Below are 12,249 nucleotides of genomic sequence, written 5' to 3'. Positions count from 1 at the left end.
CGTGGCGTGGCGCCGGGAGCCGGGGGTCCTGGCACCCGGTGAGCAGGGCGCGCAGCAGGGGGCGGGCGGCGGCCCGGGCGACGAGCCAGTCCGCGAGCAGCACGAACCCTTCCGCTTCGGCGCCCGCCCGCGCCGCCCGTACCGCGATCTCGTCGATGCCGTCCACGCACGCCTGGGCCTCGCGCCGCAGCAGGGCGCGGGCCAGGCCGTCCTTGCTGCCGAACTCGTTGTAGAGCGTCTGCCGCGACACGCGCGCGGCGGCCGCCACGTCCACCATCCGCACCGTCGCCCACGGCCGCTCCAGGACGGCCTCGTACGCGGCGTCGAGCAGGGCTTCCCGTACGGTGGGCATCGGCGGCCTCCCGGGGCAGGCGCGTGTCCGGCCCGGTCAGCGTCAGGGCGGCCCCGCACACTGTCAAGAGCCCTGACGGGGCTCGGGATAGAGTCGGGCCCATGGCCGACTACCACGACGACCTGCGTCTCGCCCACGTCCTCGCGGACGCCGCCGACGCCGCCACCATGGACCGGTTCAAGGCCCTCGACCTCAAGGTCGAGACGAAGCCGGACATGACCCCGGTGAGCGAGGCCGACCGGCACGCCGAGGAACTGATCCGCGGCCACCTCGCGCGGGCGCGCCCGCGGGACGCGGTACTCGGCGAGGAGTACGGCGTCGAGGGCACCGGCCCGCGCCGCTGGGTGATCGACCCGATCGACGGCACCAAGAACTACGTGCGGGGCGTCCCCGTGTGGGCGACGCTGATCGCGCTGATGGAGGCGGGCGAGGGCGGTTACGAGCCGGTCGTCGGCGTCGTGTCGGCGCCGGCGCTCGGCCGCCGCTGGTGGGCGGCGAAGGGCCTCGGCGCGTACACGGGCCGCAGCCTCACGTCGGCGTCGCGCATCCAGGTGTCGAAGGTGGCGAAGCTGGCGGACGCGTCGTTCGCGTACTCGTCGCTGAGCGGCTGGGAGGAGCGGGGCCGCCTGGACGGGTTCCTGGACCTGACGCGGGCCTGCTGGCGTACGCGCGCGTACGGCGACTTCTGGCCGTACATGATGGTCGCGGAGGGGGCCGTGGACATCTGCGCGGAGCCGGAGCTGTCGCTGTGGGACATGGCGGCGACCGCGATCGTGGTGCAGGAGGCGGGCGGCACCTTCACCGGCCTCGACGGCCGCCCGGGCCCGCACAGCGGCAACGCGGCCGCCTCGAACGGGCTGCTGCACGAGGAGCTGCTGGCGTACCTGTCGGCGAAGCCCTGACGTACGCCCCGCCGGTGGGGTACCGGACGTACGCCCCCGCCGCCGAGGTGCCGGACGTACGCCCCCGCCGCTGAGGCGCGCGCCCCCTTGTCGGGTCCTGTGAGCCCTGTCACTCTGAGAGTCCCCCCGCTTGTGCGCTTGTGAATCCCTTCTCGTTGAAGGATTCACCAAGGAGGTGGCTCTCTTTCATGCTCGTCCGTGACGCCATGAGCACGCTGGTCCTGACCATCGGTCCCGCCCACACACTCCGCCAGGCCGCCACCCTCATGTCGGCGCGCCGCGTCGGCGCGGCCGTCGTCCTCGACCACGACAGCAACCATCTCGGGATCCTCACCGAGCGCGACATCCTCAACTCCGTCGGCGCCGGGCAGAACCCGGACCTGGAGACCGCCGGCGCGCACACCACCACCGACGTCGTGTTCGCGGCGCCGGGCTGGACGCTGGAGGAGGCCGCGGAGGCCATGACCCACGGCGGCTTCCGGCATCTGATCGTCCTCGACGGACACGGCCCGGTCGGGGTCGTCTCCGTACGCGACATCCTGCGCTGCTGGGCCCCGGCCCGCCGCCGCGCGGCGGTCGCGGCCGCCTCGTCCGCCTCGGCGGCCGGTTGAGTACGGGCGCATGCCGAAGGGCCGGCCCCCGCGAAAGGAGCCGGCCCTCCACCTACGACAAGCGATCCAGTGCTTTCAGCCACGCAGGGCCTGGACCGCGGCCTCCAGCCGCTTGCCGAAGTCTCCGTCGGCCTGACGGAAGTTGTCGATCGCGCGCTCGGCGATGTCGTCGCGCGACACCTTGGCGATGAAGCCCGCCAGGTTCTCGATCAGACGGCCCTTCTCGTCCTCCGACATCAGCCGGTAGAGGTTGCCCGCCTGGACGAAGTCGTCGTCCTCGGCGTGCACGGGCGTCGGGTGGTTGCCGGTGCCGGCCGTGAAGCCGTCGAACGGCTGCCACAGCGGCCGGTCGATCTGGTGCGGGCCGCCGAAGCTGTTCGGCTCGTAGTTCTTGGCGCCCTTGTGGCGGCCGTCGTACAGGAAGCCGTCGCGGCTGTTGGTGCGCGCCTCGGTGGCGTGCGGGCGGTTCACCGGCAGATGGTCGGCGTTGATGCCGACGCGGTAGCGGTGGGCGTCGCCGTACGCGAAGAGGCGGCCCTGGAGCATCTTGTCGGGCGACGGACCGATGCCCGGCACGAAGTGGGCGGGGCTGAAGACCGACTGCTCGACCTCGGCGAAGATGTTCTCCGGGTTGCGGTTGAGCTCCAGCTTGCCGATCTCGACGGGCGGGTAGTCCTCGTGCGGCCACACCTTGGTGAGGTCGAACGGGTTGAAGCGGTACGTCGCCGCGTCCGCCGCCGGCATGATCTGCACCTGCACGGTCCAGGTCGGGAAGTCGCCGCGCTCGATGGCCTCGCGCAGGTCGCGCTGGTGCGAGTCCGGGTCCTCGCCGGCGAGCCTGTCGGCCTCGTCCTGAGTGAGGTTCTTGATGCCCTGGTCGGTCTTGAAGTGGTACTTGACCCAGAAGACCTCGCCGGCCTCGTTGTTCCACTGGTAGGTGTGCGAGCCGTAGCCGTTCATGTGGCGGTAGCTCGCGGGGATGCCGCGGTCGCCGAACAGCCAGGTCACCTGGTGGGTGCTCTCCGGGCTGAGGCCCCAGAAGTCCCAGACGTTGTCCGCCTCCTGCGAGCCGGTGTACGGGTCGCGCTTCTGGGTGTGGATGAAGTCGGGGAACTTGATGGCGTCGCGGATGAAGAAGACCGGGGTGTTGTTGCCGACGAGATCGTAGTTGCCCTCTTCGGTGTAGAACTTCAGCGCCCAGCCGCGCGGGTCGCGCACCGCGTCCGCCGCGCCGAGGCTGCCCGCCACGGTGGAGAAGCGCAGGAAGGTCTCGGTCCGCTTGCCGATCTCCGAGAGGAACTTCGCGCGCGTGTACGGCGTGACGTCGGCGGTCACCGTGAACGTGCCGTACGCGCCGGCGCCCCGCGCGTGGACGACTCGCTCCGGGATGCGCTCCCGGTTGAAGTGGGCGAGCTTCTCCAGCAGGAGCTGGTCCTGCACGAGGACCGGCCCGCCCGGGCCCGCGGTCTCGCTGTTCTGGTTGTCGGCGACCGGCGCGCCGGCCTCCGTGGTGAGCGGTCCCTGCGTCACGTGCGCCTCCTGCTGCAACAATCCTGTCCCGTGGCCAAAGCCGTAACTGATCCTACAATGGACTTTGTCTAAGTCAAGCCCACTTCCAAAGACACACCTGTTCGGGACTGAGCCCCTCCCTGTTAGGCTGGCCGCATGAGTGACCTGTTGGAACGCCTGCGCGGCCGGGGCTGGCGGATGACCGCACAGCGGCGTGTCGTGGCCGAGGTCCTCGACGGGGATCACGTGCATCTGACCGCCGACGAGGTCCACGCCCGCGCGGCCGAGCGACTGCCGGAGATCTCCCGCGCGACCGTGTACAACACGCTGGGCGAGCTGGTGAGCCTCGGCGAGATCCTCGAGGTGTCGACGGACCGCCGCGCCAAGCGGTACGACCCGAACGCCCACCGCCCGCACCAGCACCTGGTGTGCGCGCGCTGCGGCGCGATCCGTGACGTGCACCCGAAGGGCGACCCGCTGGCGGACCTGCCGGACACGGAGCGCTTCGGCTTCACGATCTCGGACGTGGAGGTCACGTACCGCGGCGTCTGCCCGAACTGCGCGAGCGCCTGATCCACCGCACGTGAGCCCCCGGTGCCGCTCGGCGCACCGGGGGTTCGGTCTGTCGTGGGCGGTGCGGAGGCCCCGTGGGCGGTGCGGAGGTCCCGGTGGTCGGTGCGGAGGTCCCGGTGGTACGGGAAACGCCGAAGGCCCGGATCCCTTGGGATCCGGGCCTTCGGCCGTTCAGTAGCGGGGACAGGATTTGAACCTGCGACCTCTGGGTTATGAGCCCAGCGAGCTACCGAGCTGCTCCACCCCGCGTCGGTGAACACAACCTTACGGCACGCCGTGGACCAGCGCAAATCCGTATCGCGCCGCCGTGCGGGGTCACGCCGTGAGCTCCTGGTGCAGGGCCTCGCTGAGCCGCGCCGCGCGCTCGGCGACCTCGGCCGGGCCGAGCTCCACGGCGCGGGTGCACCAGCGGCGGCCCTCGGCCAGCTCGCCCCTGCGGGCGGCGAGCAGCGCGAGGCGCAGCGCGGCACGGCCGTGGCCGGCCCGGGCGGCGCGGGTCCACCAGAGGGCGGCCTCGCGTTCGTTGCCGTCGCGGGCGAGGAGCAGTCCGAGGTTGAAGGCGCCGTTGCGGCTGCCCGCCTCGGCGGCCTCGCGGTACCAGCGCGCGGCCTCGGTGACGTCGCCGCGCGACGCGGCCAGCATGCCGACCCGCACCTGGGCGCGGCGGTGCCCCTGCTCGGCGGCCCGCTCGTACCACTCCTCGCACTCGGTCTTGGGGGCCTGCGGCCGGCCGAGGGCGGGCGGCCCTGGCGGGGGCTGGCGTGCGTCGAGGACGGTGGCGAGCCGGAACGCGGCCTCGGCGCTGCCGCTGCCCGCGGCGACGCGCAGATGCCGCTCGGCCTCCTGCTCGTCGCCGTCGCGGAGCCTGGCGATGCCGACCTGGAGGGCGGCCTCGGTGTGGCCCGCGGCGGCGGCCCGCTCGTACCAGCGCAGGGCGGTGCGGTCGTCGTCGCGGCCCGCGTACAGGATGCCGAGGTTGAACGCGGCGTCGACGCTGCCGGCCTCGGCGGCCTTGGAGAACCAGGGCTCGGCGCCGTGCGGGTCGCCGGCCTGGAGCAGCAGGATCGCCAGGGCGTTGGCGGCCTCGCGGTGCCCGGCGTAGGCGGCGCGGCGGTACCACTGCTCGGCCTGGGCGGTACGGGCCTGGGCGGCGAACAGGAGGCCCAGGTTGTACGCGCCGTTCACGTCGCCGGCGTCGGTGGCGGCGCGGTACCAGCGCTCGGCGGTCTGGTACTCGCCGCGTGCCGCGTGCAGGGCGCCGAGGGCGTTGGCGGCGTTGCCGTCGCCGTCCTGCGCGGCGCGCAGCCACCAGACGGCCGCGCTGTCCTCGTCACCGGCGTCCCGCAGCAGGAACCCGAGCGCGCAGGCGGCACGGGGCTCCCCGTCCTTGGCGGAGGTCAGGTACCAGCGCCCGGCCTCCTTCAGCTCACCGCGCTTCTCGAGGATCGCCCCGAGGTGCAGGGCGGCCCGCCGATGCCCACGCGCGGCGGCCTGCCGATACCACTGCTCAGCACTGTCCCGAAGCTCCCGCACACCGGCGACCCCACCGATCCCGGCACCGGGGCCAGTGCCGTGGCCCCGGCCCTGGGCCCGGCCATGGGTCTGGCTCTGGCTCTGGCCTCTACTGCTGCGCCCCTCAGCCCCGCCCCCGGCGGCCCGCCCGGCACCCAGGCCCTGGGCGCGACCGGGCTCCGCGACATCGTCAAAGCCCCGGCCGCCGCCGTCCGGGCGCCCAGCGCGCCCCTCGGCCCCGGCCCAGGCAGCGCGCCCGGCGCCCGAGCCGTGGCCCCCACCGAGCCCGGCGACAGCGTCGGCGTCCCGGCCGTCGGCGCCCAGGCGCCCAGCGCGCCCTTGCGCCCCGGGGCCCGTGGTCCGGTCGGGGCTTCCTGCGGCACCGGCCCGCGCCCGGTCCCCGGGGGCGGGGCCCATGTCCCGGCGCTCCGGGTCATGCGACGCCCGGTCCTCGGTCCACCAGTGCGCGTCCAGGTCCTCGGCGGCGCTGCTCTCGGCCGGCAGGGCCGTGGCCCGGTCCTCCGGCCTCCGGGGGCCGTGGCCCTCCGCCCGGCCGCCGGAGGGCAGGCTGCCGGAGGGTCCGCCGGCGGGCGTACGGCCCGTGGCGTGCCCGGCGGGGGGCGCGTCGAGGCGCCGGCCCGGGAGTTCGGCCGAGAGGCAGTCGTGGAGCCTCTCCGATTCCGCCGCCTGGCGTTCGAGGGCGCGGGCGAGGCGGTACGCGGCCTCGCGGTGGCCCTGTTCGGCGGCGACGCGCAGCCACCGCTCGGCGCCGGCGTCGCCGCGGTGCTCCATGAGGTCGGCGAGTGCGTACGCGCCGAGGGCGTGGCCCTGCTCGGCGGACTGGCGCAGCCAGTATTCGGCGGCCGGTTCGTCGCCGCGCTCCCGGTGGTGGCGGCCCAGCGCGTGCGCGGCCGCCGCCGAGCCGGCGACGGCGGCGACCCGCCACCAGCCGGCCGCCTCGTCGGGGTAGCCGCGCTGGTGCAGGAGGACGCCCAGGTTGTTGGCGGCGGCACGGTCACCGTCGGCGGTGGCCGCACGCAGATGGGGCTCGGCGCCGTCGAGGTCGCCGCGGCGCAGCAGCATGGCGCCCAGCACGCTCATCGACGCGGTGTCGCCCTCCTCGGCGGCGCGCCGGTGCCGTGCCTCGGTCTCGACGGTGTCGGCGAAGGCCTCCGCGGAGTCCATCGCGGCGGCGTTCCATCCCCCCGTGCCGTCGGTCGCGTCGTCGGCGTGGTCGATCGCCTCCGCGGCACCTTCGGCGTGCTGTCGCTCAAACCGCCCTGTCTCCAACAGCGTTGCCCTGTCCCCCATACATTCCATCGTCGCACCACCTGCAACCCGCGTACACCTTGGTATACCGCAGCCTGTGAGGTCACTTCAGCGTTTTGTCGACATGCCCACAGAGAGATAAGTCAAACACGTCACCGTCCAAGTGCCCCCGCCGACACGGCCTTTGGCCGGTCCGCACACCTGACCGCTTCTGACCGCACGCATGACCAGGGCCCGGATCCTTGAAGGATCCGGGCCCTGGTCTTCAGTAGCGGGGACAGGATTTGAACCTGCGACCTCTGGGTTATGAGCCCAGCGAGCTACCGAGCTGCTCCACCCCGCGCCGTTGTGTGTTCACACTATCACGACGCGGGGCGGGCTCGATCAGCCGCTCGGCTGGGCCGCCTCCCTGCGCTGGGCGTCCGCGGCCGCGGCCCGCTGCAGCGCCTCGGCGAGGTCGGCCTGCGCCTTGCCGTACGCCGTCCAGTCGCCCTTCTTCAGCGCCGCCTCGCCCTCGGTGAACGCCTTCTGGGCGTCCGCGATGGCCTGGTTCAGCGCCGCGTCACCGGTGGCCGGCGGCTTCGTCGGGTCGGGCTTGGCCGGCGGTGGCGTCGTCGGGGTCTCCCCGTCCACGCCGAACACCTGGTTGAGCGCCTCACCGAGGGTGTTCTCGAACACCGTGACGTCCCTGGCCGCGTCGCCTTCCTTCGCGCTGGCGTCGACGTACGACACCGCCACCTTCTTCAGCAGCGGGTACAGCGCGCTGCGGCCCTGGGCGTAGACCGGCTCGACGTACAGGAACCCGCCGTCGAGCGGCACGGTCAGCAGATTGCCGTACTGGATCTCCGAGTCGGCGCCCTTCATGTCACGGACGAACGTGGCGACCGCCGGCAAGCTGTTGAGCTTGCTCTGCACCTGGGCGGGGCCCGGCACCTCGGATGTGACCCTCAGCAGCCTTATCTTGCCGTAGTCCTTGCTGGTGGCGTCGGCGTCGACGGCCATGAACCCGCCCAGGTTCGGGCGGCCGTTGGGCGTGAACGTCGTCGTCAGCGAGAACCGCTGCGCCGTGTCACCAGGCATCTTCATGCTCAGGTAGTACGGCGGGACCGCGTTGCCGTCCTTGTTGGTCGGGTCGGCCGGGACCTGCCACGCGTCACTGCCGCTGTAGAACTGGGCGGCGTTCTCGACGTGGTAGCGGGTCAGCAGCTCGCGCTGGACCTTGAACATGTCCTGCGGGTAGCGCAGGTGCGCCTTGAGCTCGTCCGAGATGGCGTCCTTGGGCTCGACCGTGTCGGGGAACGCCTTCATCCACGTCTTGAGGACGGGGTCCTCGGTGTCCCACTGGTAGAGCTTCACCGAGCCGTCGTACGCGTCGACGGTGGCCTTGACCGAGTTGCGGATGTAGTTGACCTGGTTCTGCTGGGCCACGACGGTCCGCGTCTGGTTCCCCGCGGTCAGCGAGTCGGCGGTGGTGTCCCCGAGCGTCGTCCGCGACGCGTACGGGTAGCCGTTCGTCGTCGTGTACGCGTCGACGATCCACTTTATCCGGCCGTCCACGACCGCCGGGTAGGCGTCGCCGTCGATGGTCAGCCACGGGGCGACCGCCTCGACGCGCTCCTTGGGCGTGCGGTTGTACAGGATCCGCGAGCCCTCGCCGATGGCTCCCGAGTACAGGATCTGCGGCTCGCTGAAGGCGACGGCGTAGGCGGCCCGGTTGAAGGGGTTGCCGAGGCTGACGCCGCTGTTCCCCTGGAAGCGGGTCTTCTTCTCGCCGTTGGCCTCGTAGTCGAGCTCCTGGTGCGGGCCGCCGACGATCGAGTACTGCTCGGTCTTCTCGCCGTAGTAGATCCGCTGCTCGTACTTCCCGGCCTGGCCGCTGGTCGGCAGGCCGTTCTCCGTGAAGATCGGCGAACCCGCGCCGTCCACGGCCGTACCCGCGCCCATGATCGCGCCGTAGCCGTGGGTGTAGGTGAAGTGGTCGTTGATCCAGTTCCGCTTCGGGATGCCCTTGATGTTGAGCTCACGCAGACCGATGACGGTGTCCTTGCCCGCGTACCGGTCGACGTCGAGCGTCACGGGGAACTGGTAGTACTTACGCTTCTGCTCCAGCTGCTGGAACGTCGGCGAGACGATGTTCGGGTCGAGCAGGCGGTAGCTCGCGGCGGTGTCGGCGTCCTTGCGGAGCTGGTCCTTGGCCGAGACCGTGGCCTTGCCCGAGTAGTTCTCGGGCTTGGTGTCCGCGATGTCGTACGCCTTGCGCGTCGCCTCGATGTTCTTCTTGATGTACGGCGCTTCCTTGGCCTGCTCGTTCGGCTGGACCTGGAACTTCTGCACGATGGCCGGGTAGAGGCCGCCGATCAGGATGGCCGACAGGACCATCAGGCCGAAGCCGATGACCGGGAGCTGCCAGGTGCGGCGCCACAGCGTCGCGAAGAACAGCAGGGCGCAGATGACCGCGATGAAGAACAGGATCGTCTTCGCCGGCAGATAGGCGTTGGCGTCCACGAACCGCAGGCCCGTCCAGTTGCCCGCCGCCTTGAAGTCGCTGGACTTCACCGCCAGGCCGTACCGGTCGAGCCAGTACGCGACGGCCTTGAGCGACACGAAGACACCGAGCAGCACCGACAGGTGCCCCGTGGCGGCCGCGGTGGCACGGGCGCCGGGGCTGGTGATGCGCAGCCCGCCGTACAGGTAGTGCGTGAGGGCGGCGGCGATCAGCGACAGCACGGTCGCCGCGAACCCGAAGCCGAGCAGGAACCGGTACCAGGGCAGGTCGAAGGCGTAGAACGCCACGTCCATCTTGAACTGCGGGTCCTTCTCACCGAAGGAGACGCCGTTCACCCACATCAGCCACGTGCGCCACTGGCCGGACGCCGAGGCGCCGGCGATCAGGCCGACGAGCGCGGCGACGCCGAGGAGCACCCACTTCTTGTACGGGGCCACACCCATGCGGTAGCGGTCGAGGCTCTGCTGCTCGAGCGACATGGCGCTCAGCGGGGGCCGCAGCCGGTGTGCGAGCCAGATGTTCAGCCCGACGGCCAGGGCCATCAGCAGACCGAAGACGGCGAACATGCCGATCTTGGTCCACAGGGTGGTGGTGAAGACGGACGAGTACTGAACGGACCGGTACCAGAGCCAGTCCGTCCAGAACCCGGAGAACATGACGAAGAGCATGGCCAGGACGGCCAGCACTCCCAGCGTCATGAGTAGCGTGCGGGCCCGCCGCGACGGCCGGCCGACTCTGATCCGTGGCCCGGTCGGGCCTCCGCCGCGGTCCGGCATCTGGAAAGCCAACGTGCGCCCCTCGAAGTTCGCGATCGATGTGTTGCCAGCAGGCCCAGCGATGGTAGGCCCCACTGATGCAACTTACTGAAGCTTTACCTAGTTCCCGTCTCCGGGTCGAGAGAAGGCAGGATATTGACCATGTCCAACGTTTCCCCCTCCTCTCCGAACTCTCCGGACTCTCCGAACGATCAGCCGCCTCCCGCGGCCGGTCCCATGGCAGCGAGCCCGCTCACCCGCGCGGTCCTCGAAATCGACGAGTACGCGGCGGGCCTCGGCTGGGACCAGCCGGCCCGTCTCTTCGCCCTCGTCGACACCGCGCGGCTGCGCGCCCAGGAGCCGGAGCTGGCCACCCAGCTCGGGCTCGACTCCGACGAGGCCACCGCGCCCCTGACCCCGATCGAGCAGGACGAGCTGCCGGCCGGGCAGCCCCTCGACGAGTTCCTCGGCACGATCGCCTGGCCCGACGCCGTTGCGGGCTGCGCGCTGACCGTGGAGCGCCTCATGCTGCCGCCGTCGGCCGAGGGCTCCGTACCCGACGGCCTGGACGAGGCCGCCCTGACGAAGTGGGTCGCCGAGCACCCGGAGCGCCAGGAGGTCCGGATGACCGTCGCCGTGCTGCGGGACGGTGCCCGTGAATCGGCGCTCCGGCTGCGCGCCAAGGACTCCCCGACGGAGGTCCTCACCGGCGCCGACCTGGTGCCCAACCTGGCCGAGGCGCTGGCCGCCACCTTCGAGGGCTGACGGCCGGGGCGCGGTGGAGGCGGGTCTCAGCTCGCCGAGCAGCTGGGGAGGGCGTCCGTGTCGCCCTCACGGACCTTGTTCAGCGACTCCACCGCGTCCCGGATCGTGTCCACCTTGATGAGGGTCAGGCCCTCGGGGGTGTCCGACGCCGCGGCGGGGCAGTTCGCCGCCGGGGTGAGGAAGTACGTCGCGCCCGCCTCGCGGGCCCCGACGAGCTTCATGTCGATGCCGCCGATCGGGCCGACCCTGCCCGATTCGTCGATGGTGCCGGTGCCCGCGACGAACTTTCCGCCGGTGAGCGGGCCGGGGGTCAGCTTGTCGACGATGCCGAGCGCGAACATCAGGCCCGCGCTGGGCCCGCCCACGTCGTCCAGCTTGATGTCGATGCCGAACGGGAACGTGTGGTCCGTGCCGGCGGAGATGCCGACGATGGCCCGGTCGCCGTCGTCCGCGCGCTTGGTCGTGACGGTGACCTTCCGCGAGGTGGTCGGCTCACGGCCGGCCTTCTCGGCGGCCGCCGCCTCCTTGGCGGGGACGATCGTGAAGTCCACCGGCCTGCCGGGGCTGCGCTTGGTGACGACCCTCGCCACGTCCTGCGGCTCCCGCACGGCCGTGCCGTCGACCTCCTTGATCACGTCACCGGCGTGCAGCCTGCCCTCGGCGGGGCTTCCCTTCTGCACGGAGGACACGACCACGCGGGACTTCACCGGGATCTTCAGCTCGCGCAGCGCCGCGACGCGCGCGCTCTCCTGGGACTGGCTGAACTCCTCGGCGTTCTCCTGCGTCGACTCCTCCTCGGTCTTGCCGTCCGGGTAGAGGGTGCTGTGCGGGACGACGACGCTGTCGTCGGAGAGCCAGCCGGCGATGGCCTCGACGAGGTTCATCCGGTACTCCGCGCCGGTGACGCGGACCGTCGTCATGTTGAGGTGCCCCGAGGTGGGGTACGTCTTCTGGCCGGAGATCCGCAGCACCGGCTCCCCGCCGTGGTCGCCCAGAGTGTTGACCGTGGGACCGGGGCTCATTTCCGAGTACGGCACCGGGATGAACACTCCCGCGCAGAGCAGCGCGATGAGGACGAGGGTGGAGGCGAGCATCGTCGCGGTGCGGCGTGGCATGGAACGACAGTACGGGACGGGCCTGTCCGTGCACCCCCGGGGCCGTCCGTACGGGGTGATCAGACGATCATCGGCCGCCGGGCGTCCGGTGGGTCAGGCGGAGCCGCTGCTGGAGTGCGTCTTGTCCATCGCGTCGCGGAACCGGGCGTAGCCGTCCAGCTCGGCTATGTCCTCGGTGGTGCGGCTCCGCGAGGCCCAGCCTCCCCATATGGCGGCGCCGACGGCAGCGAACAGTGGAATCAGCAGCCAGGCGAGTACTGCCATCGCGACCTCCCGTCCCCAAGATCGAAAACAACCGGCCGATCAGCAGATTAACCACTTGCCGTCTCAACGCTCATGCCGGGGACGCGGTTACGCAAATCGGCCATGGGTGACGGGTG

Annotated in this window: 10 protein-coding genes and 2 tRNA genes; 4 read left to right on the top strand and 8 right to left on the bottom strand. The window is 71.7% G+C overall.

Annotated elements, in window-relative coordinates:
* Window positions 1-352: TetR/AcrR family transcriptional regulator (locus HTZ82_RS28345; RefSeq protein ID WP_175412232.1), on the bottom strand; the 352-nt coding region annotated here is incomplete at its 3' end.
* Between the two features lie 101 nt (window positions 353-453).
* Between HTZ82_RS28345 and hisN the strand changes: the two genes are divergently transcribed.
* Entirely contained in the window at window positions 454-1,254 is an 801-nt protein-coding gene (gene hisN, locus HTZ82_RS28340; RefSeq protein ID WP_175412231.1) for a histidinol-phosphatase, read from the top strand.
* A gap of 188 nt (window positions 1,255-1,442) precedes the next feature.
* Complete coding sequence (locus HTZ82_RS28335; protein ID WP_175412230.1) at window positions 1,443-1,865, top strand: cyclic nucleotide-binding/CBS domain-containing protein; 423 nt, start codon at window positions 1,443-1,445, stop codon at window positions 1,863-1,865.
* Between the two features lie 75 nt (window positions 1,866-1,940).
* On the opposite strand, the gene HTZ82_RS28330 is transcribed toward HTZ82_RS28335, so the two are convergent.
* Window positions 1,941-3,413 carry a catalase gene (locus HTZ82_RS28330; RefSeq protein WP_175412229.1) on the bottom strand — a complete coding sequence of 491 codons (1,473 nt, stop codon included), beginning with the start codon at window positions 3,411-3,413 and terminating at the stop codon, window positions 1,941-1,943.
* A gap of 117 nt (window positions 3,414-3,530) precedes the next feature.
* Between HTZ82_RS28330 and HTZ82_RS28325 the strand changes: the two genes are divergently transcribed.
* Entirely contained in the window at window positions 3,531-3,947 is a 417-nt protein-coding gene (locus HTZ82_RS28325; RefSeq protein WP_175412228.1) for a Fur family transcriptional regulator, read from the top strand.
* A 175-nt stretch (window positions 3,948-4,122) separates the two neighbouring features.
* On the opposite strand, the gene HTZ82_RS28320 is transcribed toward HTZ82_RS28325, so the two are convergent.
* From HTZ82_RS28320 to HTZ82_RS28305, 4 genes are all read right to left on the bottom strand, one after another.
* Window positions 4,123-4,196 (bottom strand) — tRNA-Met (locus HTZ82_RS28320).
* A 66-nt stretch (window positions 4,197-4,262) separates the two neighbouring features.
* Entirely contained in the window at window positions 4,263-6,770 is a 2,508-nt protein-coding gene (locus HTZ82_RS28315) for a sel1 repeat family protein (RefSeq protein WP_375540869.1), read from the bottom strand.
* Between the two features lie 227 nt (window positions 6,771-6,997).
* Window positions 6,998-7,071: transfer RNA gene (locus tag HTZ82_RS28310), tRNA-Met, on the bottom strand.
* Between the two features lie 41 nt (window positions 7,072-7,112).
* Entirely contained in the window at window positions 7,113-10,010 is a 2,898-nt protein-coding gene (locus tag HTZ82_RS28305; protein ID WP_175412226.1) for a UPF0182 family protein, read from the bottom strand.
* Between the two features lie 141 nt (window positions 10,011-10,151).
* On the opposite strand from HTZ82_RS28305, the gene HTZ82_RS28300 reads away from it, so the two are divergent.
* Window positions 10,152-10,754 (top strand): PPA1309 family protein, encoded by a 603-nt coding sequence (locus HTZ82_RS28300; protein ID WP_375540868.1) that lies wholly within the window; start codon window positions 10,152-10,154, stop codon window positions 10,752-10,754.
* A gap of 26 nt (window positions 10,755-10,780) precedes the next feature.
* On the opposite strand, the gene HTZ82_RS28295 is transcribed toward HTZ82_RS28300, so the two are convergent.
* Window positions 10,781-11,869, bottom strand: coding sequence for a PDZ domain-containing protein (locus HTZ82_RS28295; RefSeq protein WP_175412224.1), 1,089 nt, complete (start codon window positions 11,867-11,869; stop codon window positions 10,781-10,783).
* Window positions 11,870-11,962: 93 nt separating this feature from the next.
* Window positions 11,963-12,133, bottom strand: a complete 171-nt coding sequence (locus HTZ82_RS28290; RefSeq protein WP_175412223.1) for a hypothetical protein — start codon at window positions 12,131-12,133, stop codon at window positions 11,963-11,965.
* Between the last annotated feature and the right edge of the window lie 116 nt (window positions 12,134-12,249).

This window comes from Streptomyces sp. TRM64462, from assembly GCF_013362995.1.
GTDB lineage: Bacteria > Actinomycetota > Actinomycetes > Streptomycetales > Streptomycetaceae > Streptomyces.
The sequence above is the reverse complement of the archived record's forward strand: the minus strand, read 5'-3'. Positions and strand labels throughout refer to the sequence as shown.